Origin of the sequence: Saccharopolyspora sp. ID03-671, from assembly GCF_045278815.1 — a bacterium.
Taxonomy (GTDB): Bacteria; Actinomycetota; Actinomycetes; order Mycobacteriales; family Pseudonocardiaceae; genus Saccharopolyspora; species Saccharopolyspora ipomoeae.
In genome coordinates, this window is sequence record NZ_CP134054.1 from 6,610,623 (window position 1) to 6,634,210 (window position 23,588).

A 23,588-nucleotide genomic window follows, 5' to 3' on the forward strand; every position below is an offset into this window, starting at 1 on the left:
GCGGTGCCGCTCGCGCACCGCTGGATCGGCTCCGGGGGACGACCCGACCGTTGGGGGTGCGGCGCACGCCGTCGGGTCGGATCTCTCGAACCTCGGGCGCCGTGCGGTCATCGCGAGGTGTCGCGGACGACGACCACTGGGCAGCGCGCGTGGTGCACGACGTGCTGGCTGACCGAGCCGAGCAGCGCTTCGGTGATCCCGCCGCGTCCGCGGTTGCCGACCGCGATCAGGTCCGCTCCGGTTTCCTCGGCCAGGTCGAGCAGGGCGCGGGCCGGGTGCCCGTTGGCGACGTTCTTGCTCACCGCGAGGTCGGAGTCCGGGTCGAGGACTTCGGCGATGATCTCGTCCAGGCCCGCGGCGGTGCGTCGCGTGATGTCGTCGCTCTCGGGGACTTCCCAGTTGTAGATCAGCGGGACCTCCCAGGCCATGAGGGTGGCGAGCGTGCCGCCGAGCTGTTCGGCGTGCCAGGCCGCCCAGCGCAGCGCCGACTTCGAGGCCGGTGAGCCGTCCACGCCGACCACGATCGTGTACTGGTGCCGTTGGTCCATCACAGCCTCCCAGACGTATCCGATGCCGGCCCGCGTTGTCGACGAACATCAGTTCGCGCCGGCACCGGTTTCGAGTCGCCTGCGTTTGCTCGCACAGGGGCCCAGCTGTGATGGTGGGGCTTCCCCGCTCTGACGGCACGGTCAAAAGTCCATGATTGCCAGCATTTTTCGCGATCACGCGGGCGAAAGGGGAAGGAATGCCGTGGTGGTCGGGCGCGACGGCGTCCACCGTGGTTCCCGGGTGGCAGGTTCGCGACGGGGGCAGGTGAATGAGGGAGCGTTACCGGTCCGCGGGCATCAGTTGGCTCGTCCACGCGCTCGGGGTGCGCCGGAACCCGGTGCGACGTCGGGTGGACCGGCTCGTGGGCGTGGCGTTGTTCGGACTGCTCGTCGCGGCCCTGACCGTCGTGCCCGTGCTGGCGTTGTCCGCGGGCAAGGCCGAATACGCTGCGCAACGACGTGAGGCGGCCGTGATGGCGAGCAGCCGGCGCGTGGTCGACGCCGTGGTGCTCAGCGACCCGGAGTTGGTCGGCTCCGAACCCGGGGGGAGGCGCGAGCGTGCGCGCCGATGTGGGGTGGACCGGTCACGACGGTCTCCCGCGCGCCGAGCGGGCTGAGCTCCCCACCGGCAGCCACCCGGGCAGTCGGTTCCCGCTGTGGGTCGACGCCGCTGGCCACGTGGTGCCGGCACCGCCCGCGGAGACGACCATCCGCGTTTCCGCGGCGGGCGCTGCGGTGGGCGTGCTCGGTGTGGGGGTCCTCGGCTGCGCCGCGCTCATGAAAGCCGTTCGCTCGGTCGCCGACGCGTGGGCTCGGCGCCGTTGGGAGTGGGAGTGGGCGCAGGTCGAGCCGCAATGGTCTCGCCCCGGTCGCGGATGACCACATCCACCCGGTGCGCGGCCGGAGTGGACGCTCCTCGACGGGTACCCGGGGAGCAGTCTGCCGAGGCAACGCGAAAGGTCGAGCGAGCCGCATGAACGACGTCGAGCACCTCGCCCCGGGCGACGACCGGCCGTGGTCGCCCGAAGAGGCCGCGAGCATCGCCCGCGCGGTCAACCGCGCGCCGTCGGTGCACAACACGCAACCGTGGTCGCTGTCGATGCACGACCGAGTGGTCGACCTGCACCAACGGGACGACACCGCACCCTCCCAGCACGACCCCGAGGGGCGCGACCGCACGATCTCGTGCGGAGCTGCGCTGACCAACCTCGTCCTCGCGGTCCGCAAGCTGGGTTGGCGGGCCGACATCGCGTTCCGGGACGACCCCGAGCACCTGGCATCCGTGGCGGCGAGCAGGCGACTGGAGCCCGGCCCGGCCGAGATCCAGCGGTACGAGGCGATAGCGGACCGCGCCAGCCACCGCCGGCCCTTCGAGCCGCGCCCGGTCTCCGGTCCTGACGAGCGAGCGCTGCGCAGCGCGGCAGAGGAACTCCCGCCCGTACGGGCTCGGTGGATCACCGGCGACGCCGAAGCGCTCCATCTGGCGCGCTTGCTGACCTACGCAGCCCGCGTCCAGCACGCCGACCAGACCTATCAGCGGGAACTGGCGAGCTGGATCGTTCAACAGGCCGATTCGAAGCCCAGCGGAGTCCCGGCGGAGGCGCTCGGGGAGCAGGGCCTCGGTGCGGTCGGGTTGGTCAGCGACGCCACCCGGGCGCCGGACGAGGCTTGGCTGGCGGCACGCGTCGAGTCGGAATCCGTGCTGCTGCTGAGCACGCCCGAGGACGGCCTCCGTGCCCACCTCGATGCCGGTGCCGCCTTGGAGAACGCGTGGCTGGAGGCCACTCACCGCGGCTTGGGCGCCTCCGTGATGACCCAGTGCCTGCAACTCGGCGAGATCAGGCGAGGACTCGCACGGCGTGGTGGTGGGCCCGACTCGGTCCAGGTGCTGATGCGCTTCGGGCACCCGGTCGCACCCGTTCCGCGCAGCGCGCGGCGTCCGCTGGAGGAGATCTTCGACGACGACCCGCGATAGGTCGGCACCGGCGTTGTGGCGCTCGGGTTTCGTCAGCTAGGGCCCAACGGCCCTCGACTCAACAGCGGGTACGCCCTGACGATGGCTGAGCGGGAGCGCTCGGAGGGGAACCCCCGGGGCGCCGTCAGATGTCGCAGGATCGTCCTGATGCGCACCGCGGAGGGGGATTGCCATGATGTTCGGCGATGGCGGCATGGGCGTGTGGGGGTTCGCGTTCATGACCGCGAACACCGTGCTGTTCTGGGTGGTGATCGTTCTGGGCATCATCGCCCTGGTCCGGTACCTCTCCCGGACGGACGCGCACGGCGGGGGATCGCAGGAGCCGACCAGCAGTGCGCAGCGCTTGCTGGCCGATCGGTTCGCGCGTGGCGAGATCGACGAGGACGAATATCAACGACGCCTTCAGGTGCTGGGCGAGCGAGCGCGACGCCGGTAGCACCGTGAGGCGCGAGGTCTTTGATCCGTTCGAACGGCGTCCCGCGTTTTCCGATCGCGGTGGTGGTTTTCGACGGTGTTCGTGGCGACGGCGTGCGGATCGTCTGCTCGACGTCGCGCACTCGGCGGTGCCCTGCCGCGCTGATTGAGGGGACGACCATGGGCAAGCGAGCACTCGTCGCGTACGGCTCCAAGTCCGGTGCCACCGGGGAGATCGCGGCGGAGATCGGCGCTGTCCTGTCGCGCTCCGGCTTCGACGTGAACGTGCGCCGGGCTCGGAACGTCCGCGGTGTCGAGGACTACGACCTCGTCGTCCTGGGCAGTGCCGTCTACATGGGACGGTGGTTGCGCGAAGCGCGTCGGCTGCTGAACCGCCCAGAACTGGTCGGGCGCGACGTCTGGTTGTTCAGCAGTGGACCGGTCGGTGAGCAGGCCCAGAGCGGGGAGAGCGAGAAGTGGACCAAGCCGGCGCGCATCACCCGACGCGGCGAGCACATCGGCGCGCACGAGCACGTGGTGTTCGGCGGCTCGGTTTCCGAGCAGGGCGGCGGATTCCTCCGCCGGAACATGGCGAAGTCGATCGATCCGGCGTTCAGGGACCTGCGGGACTGGGATGAGATCGCGGACTGGGCCCTCAAGATCGTTACCGCGCACGTGGACTGACCGGCGTCGGGTCGCGGTGGCCCGCCCTGCCGCCGCGCGGACCTTCCCGACCGGAGCGGCCGCGTTCACCCGCATCCGGTTGCGGCGTCGGCACGCCGCCGTACGGTCGGCGTGGATGCCGTGAGGAGCGAGGTGGCGGTATGCGGGAGGTCGTGGGGATCGACGGCTCGGAGCCCGCGCTGGAGGCCGCCCGCTGGGCAGCGGTGGACGCCCGCGCGCACCGCCGCCCGCTGCGGTTGGTGTGCGCGGTTCCTCGGGCTCCGCAGCTCGCGGAAGCGGGCTCGGAGGCGATCGTGGCCGAACGGCCGGGTTGGCTGGCACGCGCGGTGACCGCCGCGCGCGCCGCTGCCGACGGTGTGGAGATCGAGCAGGAGCTGCGCCACGGTTCGCCCGGTGAGGTGCTGCTCGAGGAATCCCAGCGGTCGCAGCGGCTCGTCGTGGGCGCGCGAGGTCTCAACGAGTTCACCGGGGTGCGGCTCGTGCTGGGCTCGACGGCGGAACTGGTGGCCATGCGGTCGCGATGTCCGGTCGTGGTCGTCCCCGAATCGGCCGGTCGCGGCCGCCCGCGCACGGGCCCGATCATCGTGGGCGTCGACGGGTCGAAGGTGGGCGAACCCGCGCTCGCGGCGGCCTACGAGGAGGCATCGGTGCGGGCGGCGCCGCTGGTCGCCGTGCACGTGTGGAGCGATGTGGCCACCGACGGGTGGTTCGCGGCAGGAAGCGCTGACTGGGACCTGATCAGGGACGACCAGGAACGAGTGCTCGGAGAGCGGCTCGCGGGATGGCAGGAGAAGTACCCCGACGTCGCGGTGGAACGCGTCGTCGCCCGCGATCGACCGGTCCGCTTCCTGGTCGAGCACGGTGCGCGGGCGCAGTTGCTCGTGGTGGGCAGCCGTGGACGCGGCGGCATCACCGGAATGCTGATCGGGTCCACCAGCCGTGCGCTCCTGCACTGCGCCCCGTGCCCCGTCCTGGTGGTGCGCGCTCATGAGCCGTGAGCGCACGACGAGGGGTGTGGGGCGGTGCTCGCCCCGCTGCGGCCGGTGTTGGCGGAGTGCGGCGACGTCGGCTTCATGTTGTGCTGGTCGCACCGGGGGTGAGCGATGGCCGACCTGGAACCCGAGGCACCGACCGCGGCCCGGGACTCGTTGGGGATCGCGGTGCAGCACGCGTCGAGCGAGGTGCCGATCGCCGCTCCCGGCGACTCCGTCGACGAGGTGTTCGCGGGCTTGCGCGTGCGGGAGTTCGACAGCGCGGCCGTCGTAGCCGTCTGCGATGCCGGTCGGTTGGTGGGTCTGCTGACCGTGGAGCGGTTGCTGGCGGCCCCGGAGGGCTCGCGCGTCGTCGAGGTGATGGATGAGCGTCCGCCGGTGGTGGCTCCGGGAACTGATCAGGAGCGGGTGGCGTGGGAGGCGGTGCGCCACGGCGAGCCGGGCCTGGCGGTCGTCGGCCCGGGCGGACGGTTCGTCGGGGTGATCCCCCCGCACCGGTTGCTGTCGGTCCTGCTGGACGAGCACGACCAGGACATGGCGCGGCTCGGCGGGTTCCTGGCTTCGTCGGAGTCGGCGCGCAGCGCCTCCACCGAGGGCGTGGGGCATCGGCTGTGGCACCGGTTGCCCTGGCTGCTGCTCGGGTTGGCCGGTGCGCTGTTCGCCGCGCTGATCGTGAGCGCGTTCGAGCGCCAGATGGAGCGCCAGGTGCTGATCGCGTTCTTCGTCCCCGGAGTGGTCTACCTGGCCGACGCCATCGGGACCCAGACGGAGGCGCTGATCATCCGCGGCCTGTCCGTCGGTGTGAGCATCGCTCGGGTGGCGCTCCGCGAGTTCATCACGGGTGTCCTGCTCGGTTTGCTGCTGGCGGTCTTGGCGTTTCCACTGGTGGCGGTGATCTGGGGCAACTCCGACGTGGCGCTGGCGGTGTCGGTGGCCTTGTTGGCCGCGGCGTCGGTCTCCACGCTCGTCGCGATGGTGCTGCCGTGGCTGTTCCACCGGCTGCACGAGGATCCCGCGTTCGGCTCGGGGCCGCTGGCCACCGTGGTGCAGGACCTGCTGTCGGTGAGCATCTACTTCGGGGTGGCGACCGCGCTCGCCACCTGAAGGAGGCTCGCATCATCACAGCGAACCCGCCGGCTCGTCGGCCATGAACGCTTGGCTGGTAAAGTGGTCATACCACTACGTCTTCAGGGCGGGGAGCTGCACATGAGCGTCGCGGACGACCCCTGGGTGCCGTTGCGTCAGGGATCGGTGTCCGATCTGATCGCGGAACGGATCCTCCAGGCGATCGAGTCCCAGGAGCTGAAGCCGGGGGATCGGTTGCCCTCGGAGCGCGAGCTCGCGAGTCGCCTCGGTACGAGCCGGCCCTCGCTGCGGGAGGCGCTGCGGTCCTTGCGGCAGAGCGGGCACGTCGACATCAAGCACGGCAGCGGCGTGTTCGTCGCGGACCCCAGCGAGTCCCACGCGCTGCGCGACGCGAAGTTCGCCGAGGAACTCACCCTCACCGAGTTGTTCGACATGCGCGAGGTGCTCGAAGTTCCCGCCACGGCGTGGGCCGCGCGCAACCAGGACCGCGAGCTGCTGGCGAAGGTGACGGAGGCGTTCCACGCCCTCGACCGCTGCGCCCGCGCCGCCGAGATCGACTGGGCCGAGCTCCGCGGGCTCGATTCCGCCTTCCACCTCCGGATCGTCGAGGCCGCGGGGAACCGCTTCCTGACCCGCACCGAGACCGTCCTGCAAGACATCCTCGCGCGCGGGATGCAGTCCACGTTGCGGTTGCCGGGCCGGCTGGAGAGGTCCCGCCGCGATCACGCGCGCATCCACGAAGCCGTGATCGCGGGTGATCCCGTCGCGGCCCGACGGGCGGCCAAAGCGCACATCGACGGGGCCCGCCGCGCGGCGCTCAAGCACCTGCGCGACGGGCACCCGGCGGAGGAGGTGTCAGGGCAGGAGCACTGACGGGGCGGGTGAGCCCCGGACACCGGGATCGAGCCGCAGCAGCCGCCCCGCCAGCGGTTGTTGCTCGCGTTCGGCCGCCGACAACGGGTCCAGAGCGCTCGTCACGAACAGGTCACCCAGGTCCGCGCCGCCGAAGGCGACGCTCGTGGGATGCGAAACCGGCAGCGGCACAACGCGATCGAGCTTCCCGTCCGGTGCGTACCGGCGAAGCTCGCCGCCCCTGACCATGGCCACCCAGACGCCGCCCTCGGCGTCGACGGTCAGTCCGTCCGGTCTGCCCGGGGAGTCCGAGACGTCCGCGAGGGTTCGACGGGCACCCGGCAGGCCCGTCCCGACGTCGTAGTCGAACACGTCCACGCGCAGCGTCGGCGTGTCGGCGTAGTAGAGCAGCCGACCGTCCTGGCTCCAGCCCAGACCGTTGGACACGGTCACCCCGGTGACCACCGGAACCAGCCGGTCGTCGAGGCGGTAGAGGGACGCGGTGCCCGGATCCTTGTCGGCGTGCAGCGTGCCGATCAGCAGCCTGCCCCGGGGATCGGGGCCGCCGTCGTTCAACCGCATCCTGGGATGTCGCGGGACCCCCGCGATCTCCCCGACGATCTCCGTGCCGACGACTTCCAGCAGCGCGTTGTCCCGCGCTGCGACGACGGTCCCGCGGGTGGTCGGGAACGCGGCGGCGACCTCTCCGCCCAGCACGCACCGCTCGGTGGCGCCGTCGGGGGACGAGGTCCGGTGCACCGCGCCGCCCGTGATGTCCACCCACAGCAGGGTTTCGGTGCTCGCGTCCCAGAACGCTCCTTCGCCGAAGCGCGCGCGGACGTCGCCGACCGGCTCGACGGCGACCGAGCTCATGCGGTCCCTCCCGCGGCGTGCAGGAACTCGGCGGTGCGGTCCCGCAACTCGGCCGGGTCGAAGCCGCCGTCGGGCCGCGCGCCCAGCAGGTGGTGGCCGACGGCCACGCACTTAGCCCCCGCCGCCACGACCTCGGCGGCCAGCGCCGGCGTCACGCCTCCGCTGGCCATCACCTCCAGGTCCGGCATCGGGCCGCGCAGCTGCCGGAGGTAGTCGGCGCCGACCGCGTTGATGGGGAACACCTTGACCACGTCCGCGCCCGCGTTCCGGGCCGTCATGATCTCGGTCGGGGTGAGCGCCCCCGGCGCCGAGAGCAGCCCTTCGCGGCGCGTGCGGTCGACGACCTCGGCGTCGAAGTGCGGTGATACCGCGAAACGCGCCCCGGCCGCGGCCGAGGCCGCGACCTGCTCGGGAGTGCTCACCGTGCCGGCTCCGATCAGCGCATCCCCCGGGAGCTCCCGGCACAGCAGTTCGATCGTCTCCATCGGACGGTCACCGGTCATGGTGACCTCGAACGAGCGCATCCCGGCTTCGTGCAGCGCCGCGCTCAGCCGGAGCGCCTGCCGCGGAGCCAGGCCGCGGTAGACCACGGTGAGCGGGCTGAGTTCGATGTCGGTCATCGGTTCCTCCCCGCGGTGACGTCGAGATCACCCGTCGGATCGTGACGGCGGCTGAGGTGCCGGCCACCGTCGACGGGGATGATCGTGCCGGTGATGAACGACGAGGCGTCCGAGGCGAGGAAGGCGACCGCGTCGGCGACCTCGTCGGGGGTGCCCGCGCGGCCCAGCAGCGTGGGCGGGGCGCCGTCGTCACCCCAGCTCTTCCCGTCCAGGGTGGCCAAAGTGGACGGTGTGTTGACGACCCCCGGCGCCACCGCGTTGACCCGCACGCCCCACGGGGCCAGTTCCACGGCCAGCGCCTTCGTCGCTGCGCGCACGCCGCCCTTGCTGGCGACGTAGGGACCGTAGCCGGGCAGCGGCATGGACTCCTGGAGGCTGCAGAAGTTCACGATCGAGCCACCGGCCCTGCCCGCCGCGTGCAGTCCCCGCGCCACGGCGGTGCTCAGCACGCCCGTGGCGGTGACGTTGACCGCGAGCACGCGGGTCCAGTCGGAGAGGGACGCGTCGAGGAACCCTCCCTTCGGGGAGTAGGCCGCCGCGCAGTTGACCAGCACGTCGAAACCGGGTGCCGCCTCGGCGCGTTCGGCCAGCGCTTCGAGCTGGGCCGCGTCGGCGAGGTCGCAGGTGACCCCTTCCAGCCGCGCGGTGGTCGGGTCTCCGGACCCGTCGGCGAGGTCCGTCACGGCCGCGTCGCGGTCGACACCGAGGACCGTCGCGCCGCGACGGGCCAGGTCGCGCGCCACGACCCGGCCGATCCCGGTCGCCGCCCCCGTCACGAGCGCTCGGCGCCCGCTGAGCTCGTTCATGCCTTCGTCTCCAGTCCTCGTCGCCGCCGCTGTCACAGGTGTCGCCGCTGTCACAGGTGCCGCCGGGGGATCGCGTGCCCGCGTCGTCCGCGCAGGAAGTCCAGGTCGGCCCCGGTGTCGGCCTGTCCGACGTGCTCCCGGTACAACGCGCTCCAGCCGCCGTTCCGGTCAGCGGGCCGCTCATCGGCGGTGGGCTCGGCCGAGCGCCGGGCCAGCTCGGCGTCGTCGACGAGCATGTCGAGCCTGCGCGCCGCCACGTCCAGGTGCACGCGGTCGCCGGTGCGCAGCAGCGCCAGCGGGCCGCCCGCGGCGGACTCCGGAGCGACGTGCAGGACGATCGTGCCGTAGGAGGTGCCGCTCATCCGGCCGTCGGTGATCCGCACCAGGTCCCGCACGCCCGCGTCCAGGAGCTTCTTGGGGATCGACAGGTTGCCGATCTCGGGCATGCCCGGGTAACCGCGCGGCCCGGCGCCGCGCACGACGAGCACCGTGTCGGCGTCCACCGGGAGGTCCGGGTCGTCGCAGCGCGCGTAGTACTCCTCGACGGTGTCGAAGACCAGCGCGGTACCGGTGTGGTCGATCAGCTCCGGGGAGGCCGCCGACAGCTTGATCACCGCACCGTTCGGGGCGAGGTTTCCGGTGAGCACGGCCGTCGCCGACCCCGCGGGCTGCACCGGTTCCGCCCGCGTGCGGATCACCTCCGCGTTCCAGTTCTGAGCTCCGGCGCAGTTCTCGGCGAGGCTCCGGCCGGTGATCGTGCGGGCGTCGCCGTGGAGCTGGTCGGCCAGCTCGGTCACCACCGCCGGCACGCCGCCCGCGTAGCTGAACTCCTCCATGAGGAAACGGCCGGACGGCAGCAGGTCGACCAGCAGCGGGATGTCGCGGGCCTGCCGGTCGAACTCCTCCAGCGGGAAGTCGACCTCGGCGCGCCCGGCCAGCGCGCTCAGGTGCACGATGGCGTTGGTGGAGCCGCCGATCGCGGCGTTGAGCCGCGCCGCGTTCTCGAACGACCGCCGGTCCAGGACCGTCGAGGGCCGCAGGTCCTCCTCCACCATGGACACGATCCGGTGGCCCGACTGCTCGGCGAGCGCGGACCGGCCCGCGTCCACGGCGGGCACAGCCGCGCTGCCCGGTAGCGACAGGCCCATGACCTCCACGAGGCAGGCCATCGTGGAGGCGGTGCCCATGGTCGTGCAGTGCCCCGCGCTGCGGGACAGGCACGCCTCGGCCTGGCCGAACTCGGCGCGGCTCATCCGGCCGGCCCGGACCTCCTCGGCGAACTGCCACACGTGCGTGCCGGAACCGGCGTCGGCGCCCCGGAACTTTCCGTTGAGCATCGGCCCGCCGGTCAGCATGATCGCCGGGAGATCGGCGCTGAGCGCGCCCATGAGCTGAGCGGGAACGGTCTTGTCGCAGCCCGCGAGCAGCACCACGCCGTCCAGCGGGTACGAGCGGAGGTTCTCCTCGACCTCCATCGCCATCAGGTTGCGGTAGAGCATCGCCGACGGGCGCATCAGCGTCTCGCCCAGCGACATCGTCGGGAACTCCAGCGGGAAGCCACCGGCCAGCAGCACGCCGCGCTTGACGGCCTCGGCCACGTCGCGCAGGTGCCGGTTGCAGGGCGTGAGCTCCGACCAGCTGTTGCAGATCCCGATGACGGGCCTGCCGTCGAACATCTCCGGTGAACGGCCGGAGTTGTACAGCTTGGACCTGTGGACGAAGCCCATCTTGCCTTCGGCGCCGAACCAGGAGGTGCTGCGTCGTGCGGGTTCGGGCGGTGTCATGACCGTGCCTCCTGCGGGGTGTGGCGGACCAGGCTCACCTGCGTCGACGAGCTTGTGGTCGGTTGGTCGCCGTTCACCTCGACGGTGAACGGGCGGGAGTGGAAGTCGAGCAACGTGGCGGGGGTGGGCACGTCGCCGTAGGCGTGCAGTTCCCACGGGGCGTCGAGCAGGTCGTCGGTGTTGCGGACGTGCTCGTCCACCGCCAACCTCGGGAGCAGCGCCCCGTCGCGGACCAGAACCGGGATGCGTTCCAGCGGAACGGTTTCCTCGTGCATCGCCGGACCTTCGTACCGATCGCCGGTCACGAGGTCCGTCCACCCGCCGCGCGGGACGTAGAAGCGACGCCGCACCGGCTCGCCGCCGTCGTCGAAGACCGGGACGACGAGCAGGTCCGAGCCGAGCAGGAACGCGTCGTCGCGCGTCGTGGCGAGGTCGTCGTCGGGGAACTCCAGGGCCAGCGGGCGCAGCATCGGCCAGCCGTGAGCGGCGGATTCGTGCGCGGCCTGCCACAGGTAGGGCAGCAGCGAGTAGCGCAGCCGGATCCACTCGCGCGCGATGCCCGAGGCGTGCTCGCCGAACTCCCACGGCTCGCGCGGACGAAGTCCGTGAGCGCGCATGAGGGGGGAGAGCGCGCCGAACTGCGTCCAGCGCACGTAGAGCTCGGGCGTGAGCTCGGGGCCGAAGAAACCCCCGATGTCGTGCCCCCACAAGCCGGGCATGCTCATGGCGTGCGACAGGCCGCCGCGCAGCGTCGCGCGCATGCCCGACACCGTGGATTCCGCGTCTCCGCCCCACTGCGCGGGGTAGCGGTGCGATCCGGCCCAGCCGGAGCGACCCCACACCAGGGGCGCCCGACCGGTCCGCTCGGCGATGGCCTCGCTCACCGCACCGTTGTAGCGCAGCGGGTACAGGTTGTGCGCGTGCTCGGCTCCGGTTCCGTCGGCGAGCCGGACGTCGTCGGGCAGGCCCTCGCCGAAGTCGGTCTTGAACACGGCGACGCCGTCGTCGAGGAACGGCCCGTGCAGGTCCTGCCACCAGCGGCGGGCCTCGGGCGAGGTGAAGTCCACCAGCGCCCGAGGTCGTCCGTCGGGGACGGGCGTGCCCGCGATCGTCGCGATCTCCCCGTCGGCGTCGGTCACCAGGTAGCCGCGTTCGGCGGCCTCGGCGTAGCGGGGCGATGCCGGATCGAGGTAGGGCAGTTCCCAGACCGAGAGCCGCAGGCCGAGGCGCTCCAGCGCGGCGAGGAACTCCGCCCGATCGCCGAAGCGGTCGGTGTTCCAGATGAAGTCGCAGTTGAGCCGGTCCACGACGAGCCAGTCGGGGTCCAGGTGCAGGATGTCGCACGGGATGCCCAGCTCCCGCAGCGTGCGGCCGACTTCCTCCATCTGAGCGGCGGAGTGGTACCTGCAGCGGCCGAGCCAGTACCCGAACGCCCACACCGACGGGACCGCTCCGCGCCCGGTCAGCCGTGTGTAGGTCGTCAGCGCCTGCTTGGGCTCGGGGCCCGCGATCAGGTAGAGGTCCAGCTCGCCGCATTCGGCCTCGATGCCGAACACGCCGTTGCGGGAGTGGCCGACGTCGGCGTGGACGACGGCCCCGGTGTTGACCAGCGCGAGGTAGCCGGCCGTGGAGTACCAGACGGGGGCCGGCTTGTAGGCCATGCCGGTCCCGGTGCCGAGCGCGTCCTCGACGCGCAGGCGCAGTCGCTGCCCGTTCTTGATCGAGCGGCCGAACTGCTCGCCGAAGCCGAGGATCTCCTCGTCGGGGCCGAGTTCGAGGTTGACGGCGGTCGTGTCACCCACGGTCGCGGCGGGGGCGATGGGCAGCCCGGCGACCTGGCGGAGCTTCCCGGCGGTGCTGATCAGCGTGGCGCCCGTGGTGGTGTCCTGGACTTCCAGCGAGAAGGGGCGCCGGCCGAGCGTGACGCGCAGTCGGCCGCCGGTCACGATGATGGTGTGCTCGTCCTCCTCGACCGTCGTGCTGGTCTCGGCGTACTCGGGGGTGACGAGGATGCCGTGTTCGGTTCCGGTCGGCGCCGAACGCGGTGCGTCGGCCGCCCCGATCGTGATGCGCACTGCCTCGGGTCCGGCCCAGCGGACGTCCACCGCGACGTCCCGGGTGCGCAGGGGAGGGGTGTCGAGCTCGGGGAGGTTCGGCATGGTCGTCTCGATGCCCTGCTCGGCGAGCGTTTCGCCGGTGAGGAAACCGAAACCGTCGGCTCCCGGTCGGTGGAGGACGGCGCGCACTCGCGCGGTCACACCGGGTCCGGCGGTCGTGTCGGGGTGCGTTCTCACCTCCTCGACCTCGCGCAACATGTACCGCTCCGTCAACGCTGACATCTCTTCTCCCATGTCGACCGCGACCTTGACGCGGTGTCCCGCCTAGCTTAACTTCTGGCAAGAGGTCTTACCACTTCCCCCATGCAAAGGAAACCCCATGACAGGCAACGCCGCCGTCGTGCTCCGGAAACCGGACGACGTCCTGCGCCTGATCGACACAGGCCGGATCCGTCCCAAGCACCCAGGTCTGGTCAAGATCGTCGCGCTCGGCAGCATCTTCGTGGACGGCTGGGACTTGAGCAGCTTCGGTCTCGGCACCGTGCAGATCACCTCGGAGTTCAACCTCACGAACTCGGGGCTGAGCCTGCACTCGCTGCCGGTCATCTCGATGATCATCCTGCTCGGCGCGATGTTCGGCGGGCTCTTCGGTGGCTATCTCACCGACCGGGTCGGCCGCACGAAGATGTTGCTGATCACGCTGTTCCTGCTGGTCGGCGCCACGGTGCTGGCGGCGACGGCGCCCACCCCGGAACTGTTCTGCCTCTGGCGATTCCTGATGGGCGTCGGCGTCGGGCTCGACGTGCCCGTCGCGTTGGCGTTCGTCGCCGAGTACAGCGCGATCTCCAACAAGGGCCGCAACGTCACGATGGCCCAGGTGATGTCCACGGCTGCGGCTGCGGTCGCCTTCTTCGTGATCATCCCGTTCCACTTCATCGGCGTCGGCGAGCAGCTGTGGCGGTGGTCGATCGGCCTGGGCGCCATCCCCGCGCTCATCGTGCTGATCCTCCGGTTCATCTACACCGCCGAATCCCCGATGTGGGCGGCGAAGTACGAAGGGCTGGAGAAGGCCGCGGAAATCCTCCGCAAGAACTACGACCTCGAGGTCATCGTGGAGGAGGAGCGGCGGGTCGCGGCTCCGCAGGAGGAGCGGTCCCGCGCCGGCAGCCTGCTCGCGCTGTTTCGGCCGCCCTACACCGCGCGGACCATCCTGGTCAGCATTCTCGTGGTCTGCCAGGCAGCGCAGTACTACGCGATCTCGCTGTACATGCCGAAGATCTTCAAGTCCTTGTTCCCGGATGACATCGTGCTGGTGCTGGTGCTCTCCGGACTGGTCAACGTCATCGGCGCGATCGGTGCGCTCGGCTGCGTCGCCGGCACCCAGCGACTGGGGCTTCGACGACTCGGTCTGATCGGGTTCTCCATCACCGCAGGATGTTTGGCGATCATCAGCGGCGCCTTCAACGTTCTCGCCGCCTCGATCGCGGTGGTCCTGATCGCGCTGTTCTCGGCCGCGCACAACTTCGGCGCGGGCTACGTCGGCACCGCGATGGGAACGCTGTCCTACCCGACCGCCATCCGAGGGATCGGCGGCGGGTACACGCAGGCGATCACCCGGGTCGGCGGCATGATCGGCGCCTTCGCCTTCCCGGTCCTGCTCGAGGCGCAGGGCATGCGCTTCACGATCGGAGCGATCGTGCTCGCCCCGCTCGTGGCGATCGTCGCGCTGATGGTCATCCGCTGGGACCCCGTGGGCAAGGACGTCGAAGAGCACGGGGACGAGCACGACCTCGACGAGATCGGTGCGAACTCCACGCCGAGTTCGAGCTGAGCCGGTGGGAGCCCCCGCGCGGCGGAGGGCTCCCACCGCACAGAACCGCCTGCCCCGACGGATTCCCGTCCCGGGCCGAACCGGAGGACGTCCTGCCGCGAAGGTCCTCCCGGAACACCCATCACAGGAGAAGAACGAATGCCTACCCAGCCCACAGTCCTGATCGACGGCCGATGGACCTCGCGCGAGTCCACCCTGGACGTCCGCAACCCGGCCGATGGCAGCCTCGTCGGCCGTCTGGACTGGACGGACGCCGAGCAGGCGGCCGCGGACGCCACCGCTGCGGCCGAGGCGGCGGCCGCGGCCTTCGCCGGCTGGGCCGGCACCGGAGTCCGGGAGCGGTGCCGTCTGCTCTCGGCCGCGGCGGACCTCATCGAGGAGCGCGCCGACTTCCTCGCCGACCTGCTCGCCCGCGAGGCGGGCAAGCGACTTCCCGAGGCGCGCGGCGAGATCGCCTTCTCGGTGGAGTACTTCCGCTGGTTCGCCGAGCAGGCGAGGCGGCCGCACGGGGCCGTGGTCCAGGAGGAGAGGGCGGTGCGGCGGCACCTGGTGCGCCGCAAACCGGCCGGGGTGGTGGCGAGCCTGACGCCCTGGAACTTCCCGTGCTCGATCCAGGCCCGCAAGCTCGCGCCCGCGCTCGCCGCGGGCTGCACGGTGGTGGCGCGCGTGTCGGAGAAGGCGCCCCTCGCGGTCACCGAGATGATCCGGTGCCTCACCGACGCCGGGCTGCCCCCGGGCGCGGTCAACCTCGTGCACGGACCCGCCGCGGAGATCACCGAGGCGCTGCTCGCGCACCGCGCGGTGCGCGTCGTCTCGTTCACCGGCTCCACGGAGGTCGGACGGCTCATCATGCGGCAGGCGTCGAACCGGATCGTGCGGCCCTTGCTGGAACTCGGTGGGAACGCGCCCTTCCTCGTCCTCGACGACGCCGATGTGGACGCCGCCGTCGAGGGCGCGATGCTGGCCCGCTTCCGCAACACGGGCCAGTCGTGCATCGCGGCGAACCGCTTCTTGGTCCAGGACGGCGTGCACGACGAGTTCGTGACCGCGTTCGCGGCCAGGATCAAGGCGATGACGGTCGGCGACGGCACGGCCGATCCCTGCCCCGATCTCGGCCCGGTGATCGACGACGAGCGGGCAGCGGCCGTTCGCGGCTTGGTGGACGAGGCCGTCGCAGCGGGTGCCCAGGTCCACGGCGGTGAGCAGCGGCTCCCGGAGGCCGGTAGCTACGTCGCGCCGTGCGTGCTCACCGAAGTGCCGCAGAACGTCGGCCTGGCCGCGGAGGAGGTGTTCGGGCCGGTGGCGGGAATCTTCCGGTTCTCCACCGTCGAGGAGGCGCTGACCACCGCCAACGCCACCGAGATGGGACTCGCGGGTTATGTCTACTCCGGTGACCTCGGCCGGGGGTGGCGGATCGGTGAGCAGCTGGACGTGGGCATCCTCGGTGTCAACGAGCCGCTGCCGAGCGTCGCCTTCGCGCCGATGGGCGGCGTCAAGCAGTCGGGCCTCGGCAGGGAGGGCGCCGACGTCGGGCTCGACGAGTTCACCGAGGTCCAGTACGCAGCGCTGACGCTGTGAGCGCGGCAACGGCGGTCCTCCTGGCCATCCCGGTGCTGATCGGAGCCCTCACGCAGCGCACGACGGGTCTCGGCTTCGGGCTGGTCGGGGGGCCGCTGATGGTCGCGGCCGCCGGCCCGCACGTCGGGGTGAGCATGTCGAACGCCCTGTCGATGGTGCTGTGCGGGGCCGTGCTGGCCCGGACCTGGCGGGACACCCATTGGCGTGCCGTGCTGTTGCTGGCGCTGCCCGCGATGGCGGCCATCCCGCTCGGCGCGTTCGTGGCAGCGGTCGCGCCGACCGGGTCGTTGCTCGTGCTGATCGGGTCGATGGTGATCGTCGCGGTGGGAGCCACGGTGCTGGCCGGTCGGCAGAGGCTGCTGCGGGGTGTGCCGGGCGCGGTGATCGCCGGAGCGATTTCGGGCTTCATGAGCGTGACCGCCGGGGTCGGAGGGCCGATGGTGTCGGTGTACGCGCTCTCCGAGCAGTGGGCTCGACGCGTGCTCATCCCGACCGCGCAGGCGTACCTGCTCATGGTGAACCTCGGTTCCCTGGTGTCGAAGGGAATTCCGGAGGTGTCCTGGCTCGGCTGGCTGTGCTGCGGTGCGGCGCTGGTGATCGGCGCGATCGCGGGGGAGCGGCTGGACGAGCGGATCGCGCCGAAGACGGGACGCCGGCTGATCATCGGCGTCGCCTTGATCGGCGGCGCCGCCGCAGTGGTCCGGGGCATCGCGACGATGCTGTGAGCAAGGCCGGTTGGTTGAGCTCCGGTGGCGATCCCGGGGTGGTCCGGCATCGGAGACAGGCCGGTTGTGGGGTTCGACAAACGGCGCGGGTCGGTGTGCTGGTGCGCGTTCGCCCTGGCTTCCTAGCGTGGGTCTCGCTGATGCCGGGCCCGAACTCCGGTGCGGGCGAGTCGACCGACGGGGTGCCGATGAGCTGGGACTTCTCCACCGAACCGGAGTTTGAGGCGAAGCTGGACTGGGCGCGCGAGTTCGTCCGCGACGAGATCTACCCGCTCGAGGTGCTCGACCTCGACCACGCCGAGTTCCGCCGGCTCGCCGCGCCGCTGCAGCAGCGGGTCAAGGAGCAGGGGCTGTGGGCCGCGCACTTGGGGCCCGAGCTGGGCGGTCAGGGGTACGGGCAGCTGCGGCTCGGTCTGCTGCACGAGATCCTGGGGACCAGCGAGCTCGCGCCGTTCGCGTTCGGGTGCCAGGCGCCGGACTCCGGCAACATCGAGCTCCTCGCGCTGGCCGGAACCCCCGAGCAGAAGGCGCGCTGGATGCGTCCGCTGCTGGACGGTGAGGTGCTCAGCGCGTTCTCGATGACCGAGCAGGGCACCGGCTCGGATCCCCGGCAGTTCACCACCACCGCGCGGCTGGTCGACGGCCAGTGGGTCCTCAACGGCGGGAAGTGGTTCGTGGGCAACGCGTCCCGGGCGGACTTCCACATCGTGATGGCGGTGACCGAGCCGGAAGCTCCCGCGCGGGCGCGCATGTCGATGCTGATCGTGCCCACCGACGCCGAGGGCATCGAGACCCGCGAGATCGGCCTGATGAACGATCCGGACCACAAGCATCCGGTGTGGTCGCACTGCGAGGTGTCCTACCGCGACGTCCGGGTCCCCGCGGAGAACCTGCTCGGTGATCGCGGGGAGGCGTTCACGCTGGCGCAGAAGCGGCTCGGACCCGGCCGGATCCACCACTGCATGCGGTGGATCGGGGTGTGCCGCCGAGCCTTCGACATGCTCTGCGAGCGGGCCGTGAGCATCGACGTGCACGGCGGGCCGCTGGCCGACAAGCAGACCGTCCAGAACTGGGTGGCCGACTGCGCCGCGGCGATCGAGTCCGCGCGGCTGCTCACGCTCCACGCCGCGTGGAAGATCGACCAGGTCGGCGCCTCCGCGGCGCGCACCGAGATCGCGATGATCAAGTACCACGGGGCCGCCGTGCTGCACGACGTGATCGACAAGGCCGTCCAGGTGCACGGCTCGCTCGGGTTCTCCACCGACATGCCGCTCGAGCAGATGTACCGGTGGGCGCGTGCCGCGCGGATCTACGACGGCCCCGATGAGGTCCACCGCGTGTCGGTGGCTCGGCGACTTCTGCGGGAGTACAGCCCGACACCGACGCCCACCGAGCACGTCCCGACCCGGCGAGCGAGCGCGCTCGAACGGTTCCGGGAGCAGCTCGACGTGGCTGCGGTGCTGCGATGAGCACCGAGACCCCCACCGTCGAACCGGCGCTGGCGCACTGGCTGTCCGACCACCTCGATCGGCCCGGTCCCTGGGAGCTGCGCCGGCTGACCGGGGGCAACTCCAACGAGACCTGCCTGCTGCGCAACACCGACACCGAGTTCGTGCTGCGCAGGCCACCGCGGCACGCGTTGTCGGCCTCCGCGCACAGCGTCGCGCGGGAGCACCGGCTGCTCGCCGCCTTGCAGGACACCGCCGTTCCGGTCCCGCGGGCCTTCGCGCTGTGCGAGGACCCCGGAGTTCCCTCGGCACCGTTCCTGCTGATGGAGCACATCCCGGGAGCGGTGGCGATCACCGACGAGCTCCCCGCCGCCTACGGCGCGGACCCGAACGCGCTGACCGCGGTGGCCGACGAGATCGTGGACGCGCTCGCCGCGATCCACCTCCTGGATTGGCGGGCCGCCGGTCTGGAGGGCTTCGGTCGTCCCGAGGGGTTCCTGGAGCGGCAGGTGCAGCGCTGGTACCGGCAGTGGCAGAAGATCGAGCGGCGGCCGCTGCCCGCGATGCCCCGGCTGGCCGCGTGGTTGGAGGAGCACCGGCCGGAAGCGGGTGGCCCCGCGCTGATGCACGGCGACTTCCACCTGGACAACTGCCTGTTCTCCGCCGCCGAGCCGCGCGCGCTGGCGGTGATCGATTGGGAGACCGCCACGATCGGGGACCCGCTCATGGACCTGGGCCTGCTGGTGGCGTTCTGGGGTGAGCGCGAGCTCGCGCACCCCGGGATGCCCGGGGTGCAAGCGGTGTCCAGGGCGCCCGGCGCTCCGACCGGCGAACACCTGCTGGACCGGTACGCGCAGGTCACCGGCACGTCCGTGCGGCACATCGACTACTACCGCTGCCTGGCGCTGTTCAAGCTGGCCGCGATCACCGAGGCCGCGCACACCCAGTACCTGGACGGCGAGCTGCGCACCGAGTACGCCGCGGCGCTGGAGCATGACGTCCCCGCGCTGCTCGCGGAGGCCTGCGCGATCGCCGGGCTCCGCCGCTGAGCCCGTTTGGGGAGAACCACAAACAGTCGGGTGCTCAGTCCTTTGAGCAGGCCCACCGGGTCGCCAACATGGTGTCCGGCAGTGCGTTCCGGCGAAGCAGGACCCGGGCGAAGGGGACGACGTGAACGAACGCAATTTCGGACTCTGGTACGACTTCCGTAACCCGCCGCAGTGGCACCGGCCGTTCAGCGCGCTGTACCGCGAGGCGCTGGACCAGATCGAGTGGGCGGAGGGCCTCGGGCTCGGTTCGGTCTGGCTGACCGAGCACCACTTCTGCGAGGACGGGTACACGCCGTCGCCGTTCACCCTCGCGGCGGCGATCGGGGAACGCACCAGCACCATGCGGATCGGGACCAACCTGATCGTGGCGCCGCTGCACAACCCGGTCCGGCTCGCCGAGGACGCCGCCACGGTCTCGCTGCTCACCGGAGGGCGGTTCGACCTCGGCCTCGGCATGGGCTACTGGGAGCCGGAGTTCGCCGCGTTCGGGCGCAGCCTGAAGAACCGGCCCAGCATGCTGGAGGAGTGCGTCGAGCTGATCCGCCGAGCGTGGTCCGGCTCGCGGGAACCCTTCGAGGGCAAGCGGTTCCAGTTCCCCGGCCGCCCGATCACCCCGGTCCCCGAGCAGGCCCCGCAGCTGCTGGTCGGCGCGCTGGCGGACCCGGCGATCGAGCGGGCCGCGCGGATCGCGGACGGGTTCCTGAGCACCCAGAACCCGCACCAGCCGACCTACCTGGACGCGCTGGAGCGGTGCGGGAAGTCCCGGGACGAGGGCCGCATCTACGCCGGCCAGTGGACGATCATCGCGGAGGACCCGGAGCGCGAGTGGGCGCGAATCGGTCAGCACGCGCTGTACCAGCTGAACAACTACATCTCCTGGGGCGCGTTCGGCCCTCCGGACCAGGTCCCGCAGTTCGCCGACGCCGACCAGATCGTCGCGGCCGGTGCGTTCCAGCTGTGGGACCCGGCCACCGCGGTCGAGGAGATCACCGCCCTGCTGCGGGAACGGCCGCAGATCAAGGACATGCACTTCTGGGCGCAGCTGCCCGGCGAGCCGGTGGAGTCCGGTTCCGCGCGCATCGAGCTGCTGGCCACCGAGGTGCTGCCGCGGGTGCGCGAGCGGCTGTCCGCGGAGGTGGGCGCATGAGCAACCCGCTGCTGATCACGGAGTTCCTGCACCGGGCCCGCGATCTGTTCGGCGGGAAGCAGATCGTGCAGTACGCCGACGGCGCCGAGGTGCACCGGTACACCTACCGCGACTACTACGAGCGCGTGGTGCGGCTGGCCGGGGCCCTGGTGCGGCTGGGGGTGCGGCCCGGGGACCGCGTCGCGACGCTGGCCTGGAACCACCACCGCCACCTCGAGCTGTACCTCGCGGTGCCGCTCGCCGGGGCGGTGCTGCACACCGTGAACCTGCGGCTGGAACCGGACGAGATCGGCTACATCGTCGACCATGCCCAAGACCGGGTCGTCGTCGCGGATTCCGCGCTGCTGCCCCTGATCGGGCCGGCCCGGCAGCGGAACCCGCAGATGCTCGTGGTGTGCACCGACGGACGACCCGAGCCTGGGATGCTGAACTTCGAGCAGCTGGTCGCCGACGGTCCTGAGCTCGGGGAGCCACCGGCCGTGCAGGAGCACGACCTGGCCGCGCTCTGCTACACCTCCGGCACCACCGGGCCGCCGAAGGGCGTCGGCTACTCGCACCGCTCGCTCTACCTGCACACCTTCGCCGCCTGCCTGGCGGACGGGCACGCGATCTGCGAGCGGGACACCGTGGCGCACGTCGTGCCGATGTTCCACGCCAACGCGTGGGGCGTGCCGTTCGCCGCGCTGATGTCCGGTGCGAACCAGGTGCTGCCCGGTCCGCACCCGACTCCCGCGCAGATCGCGACGATCATCGAGGAGCAGCGGGTCACCTACACCGGGATGGTGCCGACCGTCGCGGTCGACCTGGTTCGGCACGCGACCCGCGCGGGCGCCGACCTGACCAGCCTGCGCGCCCTGGTGCTCGGCGGTACGGCACCCGGGGTGGAGCTGATCAGGGCGATCGAGGACGACCTGGGCGTGCCGGTCTTCCAGGGCTGGGGCATGACCGAGATATCGCCGATGGGCACCTTCTCCCGGCCGCCACCGGCCGCCGACCACGACCCGGCGCTGCGCCACGAGTACGTGCGCAAGCAGGGCAGGCTGCTGCCCGGGCTGCGCTGGCGGCTCGTCGACGACGAGGGCAACGATCTGCCGCACGACGGGGTGGCGCGCGGCGAGCTGCTGCTGCGCGGTCCGTGGGTGGCCGACTCGTACTACCGGGACCCGCACCCGGAGAGCTTCGCCGACGGCTGGTTGCGCACCGGCGACGTCGCCACCATCGACCCCGACGGCTACCTGGAGATCGTCGACCGGGCCAAGGACCTGATCAAGAGCGGCGGCGAGTGGATCAGCTCCACGGCGCTGGAGCGGGCGATCCTGGAGCACCCCGCGGTCGCCGACGTCGCCGTGGTGGCGGTCCCGCACGAGCGGTGGCAGGAGCGCCCGCTGGCGGTGGTGGTGCCCCACCGGGAGATCACCCCGGAGGAGCTGCTCGACGGCTTGCGCGAACGGGTGCCGCGCTGGTGGCTCCCCGAACGCGTGGTGATCACCGACGAGCTGCCCAGGACCAGCGTGGGCAAGGTCGACAAGAAGCGGCTCAGGCGATCGGTCCCCGGACCGTCCGCGGACAACGCACACGGGAAGGCGCGGTCATGACACACCTGGAAGTGGAAGAAGCCCGCAGGATCTACTTCGAACACCACCGCGGCGACGGGCGGCCGGTCGTGCTGATCCACGGCTGGGGCGCCACCGGCCGGTGCTGGGACACGGTCGCACCGGCGTTGCGGGCCAACGGCAACGAGGTGGTGATCCTCGACCAGCGCACCTGCGGCCGATCGGACAACGACTTCGAGGACGTCTCGATCGCCGCGCTCGGCTCCGACGTGGCGCGGTTGTGCGAACACCTCGGGCTGCGCGAGCCGGTGATCAACGGCTGGTCGCTGGGCGGCGCGGTGGCCGTGGACGCGGTCGCCCTGCTCGGAAGCGACGTCGGTGGTCTGGTGCTCACCGGCGGCGCGACGCCGCGCTACACGGCCAGCTCCGACTGGCCGCACGGCGGTACCCACGACGACGTGCAGGCCGTGCTGGACGGGCTGGCCGCCGACCGGGCCACCACCTTCCGCAGCGTTGCCGAAGCGGTGTGCGCGAAGCCGGTGGGGGAGCAGGTGGTGAACTGGTTGTGGGGCATGTTCCTGGAGATGGGCCCGCTCGGTGACCAGTCGCTGCGCGACCTCGCGGACGCGGACCAGCGCAAGACGATCGGCTCGCTGGACGTGCCGACGCTGCTGCTGCACGGCACGGAGGACGGGTTCGTGCCGTTCTCCGGTGCGCAGGCCGCGGTCTCGCTGTACCCGGACGCGACGCTCGTGGACTTCGACGGGTGCGGGCACGCGCCGTTCCTGGAGGACCGCGAGCGCTACCTCGCCGAGCTGATCGGGTTCCTGAACCGATGAGCACGTGGCTGGTCACCGGCGGGTCGCGCGGCATCGGCCGGGCGGTCGTCGACCACGTCGCAGCCTCCGGCGATCGCGTCGCCTCGCTGGCCCGGTCGTCGTCCGCCGAACCTGCCGCGCATCCCGACCGCGTCCTGGAGGTCAAGGCCGACGTCGCGGACGGCGCCTCGGTCCGCGACGGCCTGCGGACCGTGCAGGAGGCCTTCGGTTCGGTCGACGTGATCGTCAACAGCGCGGGCGTGCACCGGGGCGGCCGGGTGGAGAGCCTGGACCGGGAGGCCTGGGACGAGGTCGTGAGCACGAACCTCACCGGTGCTTTCGAGGTGTGCCGCGCCGCGGTTCCGGTGCTGTCCGCCGGGGCGTCGATCGTGAACGTCGGTGCGGTGGTGGGCTGGCGGGGATTTCCCGGCGACGTGGCCTACGGCTCGGCCAAGGCCGGGCTCAGCGGCCTGACGCAGGTGCTCGCGGTGGAGCTGGCACCTCGCGGTGTTCGGGTCAACCTGGTCGTCCCCGGGTTTGTGGACACCGACATGACCGCGGGGCTCAGCGAGCGGGCGCGCGCCCGGGTGATCGGGACGATTCCGGCGGGCCGGACCGGCACCGCCCAGGAGATCGCCGAGGTCATCGTGGCGGTCGCCAGGTCGACGTACATGACCGGTGCGACCGTGCCCGTCGACGGCGGGCTCCTCGCCTCGTTCGGCGGGCACATGCGATGAGCGCCGTTTGT

The 23,588-nt window shown here is 71.6% G+C and carries 22 protein-coding genes; 16 read left to right on the forward strand and 6 right to left on the reverse strand.

Going from position 1 to position 23,588, the window contains the following annotated elements:
• Window positions 1–107: 107 nt before the first annotated feature.
• A complete protein-coding gene (locus REH65_RS30690; protein WP_406690226.1) occupies window positions 108–548 on the reverse strand; it encodes a universal stress protein in 441 nt (146 codons plus the stop codon).
• Between the two features lie 269 nt (window positions 549–817).
• Here REH65_RS30690 and REH65_RS30695 point away from each other — a divergent pair, with 269 nt between their 5' ends.
• From REH65_RS30695 to REH65_RS30725, 7 genes are all read left to right on the forward strand, one after another.
• Complete coding sequence (locus REH65_RS30695; RefSeq protein WP_406690227.1) at window positions 818–1,165, forward strand: hypothetical protein; 348 nt, start codon at window positions 818–820, stop codon at window positions 1,163–1,165.
• A gap of 356 nt (window positions 1,166–1,521) precedes the next feature.
• The gene (locus REH65_RS30700) at window positions 1,522–2,523 is read left to right on the forward strand and encodes an Acg family FMN-binding oxidoreductase (RefSeq protein ID WP_406690228.1); all 1,002 of its coding nucleotides are present in this window, start codon (window positions 1,522–1,524) and stop codon (window positions 2,521–2,523) included.
• Window positions 2,524–2,695: 172 nt separating this feature from the next.
• Window positions 2,696–2,959, forward strand: coding sequence for an SHOCT domain-containing protein (locus tag REH65_RS30705; RefSeq protein ID WP_406690229.1), 264 nt, complete (start codon window positions 2,696–2,698; stop codon window positions 2,957–2,959).
• 158 nt (window positions 2,960–3,117) lie between these two features.
• Window positions 3,118–3,621: a flavodoxin domain-containing protein gene (locus REH65_RS30710; protein WP_406690230.1), complete on the forward strand. Its 504-nt coding sequence runs from the start codon at window positions 3,118–3,120 to the stop codon at window positions 3,619–3,621.
• Window positions 3,622–3,761: 140 nt separating this feature from the next.
• Window positions 3,762–4,619 (forward strand): universal stress protein, encoded by an 858-nt coding sequence (locus REH65_RS30715; protein WP_406690231.1) that lies wholly within the window; start codon window positions 3,762–3,764, stop codon window positions 4,617–4,619.
• 105 nt (window positions 4,620–4,724) lie between these two features.
• Window positions 4,725–5,717, forward strand: a complete 993-nt coding sequence (locus REH65_RS30720; protein WP_406690232.1) for a magnesium transporter — start codon at window positions 4,725–4,727, stop codon at window positions 5,715–5,717.
• Between the two features lie 102 nt (window positions 5,718–5,819).
• Window positions 5,820–6,572 (forward strand): FadR/GntR family transcriptional regulator, encoded by a 753-nt coding sequence (locus tag REH65_RS30725; protein ID WP_406690233.1) that lies wholly within the window; start codon window positions 5,820–5,822, stop codon window positions 6,570–6,572.
• Here REH65_RS30725 and REH65_RS30730 read toward each other — a convergent pair.
• Genes REH65_RS30730 through REH65_RS30750 form a run of 5 tightly spaced genes read right to left on the reverse strand, consistent with a single transcriptional unit; the run spans window position 6,555 to window position 12,973 of the window.
• Window positions 6,555–7,424: an SMP-30/gluconolactonase/LRE family protein gene (locus REH65_RS30730; RefSeq protein WP_406690234.1), complete on the reverse strand. Its 870-nt coding sequence runs from the start codon at window positions 7,422–7,424 to the stop codon at window positions 6,555–6,557. The genes REH65_RS30725 and REH65_RS30730 overlap by 18 nt on opposite strands.
• A complete protein-coding gene (locus tag REH65_RS30735) occupies window positions 7,421–8,044 on the reverse strand; it encodes a bifunctional 4-hydroxy-2-oxoglutarate aldolase/2-dehydro-3-deoxy-phosphogluconate aldolase (protein WP_406690235.1) in 624 nt (207 codons plus the stop codon). Before REH65_RS30735 ends, REH65_RS30730 begins: the two co-directional genes overlap by 4 nt.
• On the reverse strand, window positions 8,041–8,850 hold the full coding sequence (locus tag REH65_RS30740; protein ID WP_406690236.1) for an SDR family NAD(P)-dependent oxidoreductase: 810 nt from the start codon (window positions 8,848–8,850) through the stop codon (window positions 8,041–8,043). The genes REH65_RS30735 and REH65_RS30740 overlap by 4 nt, the downstream gene beginning before the upstream one ends.
• 50 nt (window positions 8,851–8,900) lie before the next feature.
• A complete protein-coding gene (locus REH65_RS30745) occupies window positions 8,901–10,634 on the reverse strand; it encodes an IlvD/Edd family dehydratase (RefSeq protein ID WP_406690237.1) in 1,734 nt (577 codons plus the stop codon).
• Entirely contained in the window at window positions 10,631–12,973 is a 2,343-nt protein-coding gene (locus REH65_RS30750; RefSeq protein ID WP_406690238.1) for a glycoside hydrolase family 31 protein, read from the reverse strand. Before REH65_RS30750 ends, REH65_RS30745 begins: the two co-directional genes overlap by 4 nt.
• Before the next feature lie 97 nt (window positions 12,974–13,070).
• On the opposite strand from REH65_RS30750, the gene REH65_RS30755 reads away from it, so the two are divergent.
• The 9 genes from REH65_RS30755 to REH65_RS30795 all read left to right on the forward strand — a co-directional run bounded on the left by REH65_RS30755 (window position 13,071) and on the right by REH65_RS30795 (window position 23,577).
• Complete coding sequence (locus REH65_RS30755; protein WP_406690239.1) at window positions 13,071–14,522, forward strand: MFS transporter; 1,452 nt, start codon at window positions 13,071–13,073, stop codon at window positions 14,520–14,522.
• Between the two features lie 138 nt (window positions 14,523–14,660).
• Window positions 14,661–16,100 (forward strand): NAD-dependent succinate-semialdehyde dehydrogenase, encoded by a 1,440-nt coding sequence (locus REH65_RS30760; protein ID WP_406690240.1) that lies wholly within the window; start codon window positions 14,661–14,663, stop codon window positions 16,098–16,100.
• Entirely contained in the window at window positions 16,097–16,825 is a 729-nt protein-coding gene (locus REH65_RS30765) for a TSUP family transporter (RefSeq protein WP_406690241.1), read from the forward strand. Before REH65_RS30760 ends, REH65_RS30765 begins: the two co-directional genes overlap by 4 nt.
• A gap of 101 nt (window positions 16,826–16,926) precedes the next feature.
• The gene (locus REH65_RS30770; protein ID WP_406690242.1) at window positions 16,927–18,294 is read left to right on the forward strand and encodes an acyl-CoA dehydrogenase family protein; all 1,368 of its coding nucleotides are present in this window, start codon (window positions 16,927–16,929) and stop codon (window positions 18,292–18,294) included.
• Window positions 18,291–19,322, forward strand: a complete 1,032-nt coding sequence (locus REH65_RS30775) for a phosphotransferase family protein (RefSeq protein WP_406690243.1) — start codon at window positions 18,291–18,293, stop codon at window positions 19,320–19,322. Before REH65_RS30770 ends, REH65_RS30775 begins: the two co-directional genes overlap by 4 nt.
• Before the next feature lie 121 nt (window positions 19,323–19,443).
• Complete coding sequence (locus tag REH65_RS30780) at window positions 19,444–20,469, forward strand: LLM class flavin-dependent oxidoreductase (RefSeq protein ID WP_406690244.1); 1,026 nt, start codon at window positions 19,444–19,446, stop codon at window positions 20,467–20,469.
• Window positions 20,466–22,064, forward strand: a complete 1,599-nt coding sequence (locus REH65_RS30785) for a long-chain fatty acid--CoA ligase (protein ID WP_406690245.1) — start codon at window positions 20,466–20,468, stop codon at window positions 22,062–22,064. The genes REH65_RS30780 and REH65_RS30785 overlap by 4 nt, the downstream gene beginning before the upstream one ends.
• Window positions 22,061–22,861 carry an alpha/beta fold hydrolase gene (locus tag REH65_RS30790; protein ID WP_406690246.1) on the forward strand — a complete coding sequence of 267 codons (801 nt, stop codon included), beginning with the start codon at window positions 22,061–22,063 and terminating at the stop codon, window positions 22,859–22,861. Before REH65_RS30785 ends, REH65_RS30790 begins: the two co-directional genes overlap by 4 nt.
• Entirely contained in the window at window positions 22,858–23,577 is a 720-nt protein-coding gene (locus REH65_RS30795) for an SDR family NAD(P)-dependent oxidoreductase (RefSeq protein ID WP_281456808.1), read from the forward strand. The genes REH65_RS30790 and REH65_RS30795 overlap by 4 nt, the downstream gene beginning before the upstream one ends.
• The last annotated feature ends 11 nt before the right edge of the window (window positions 23,578–23,588 follow it).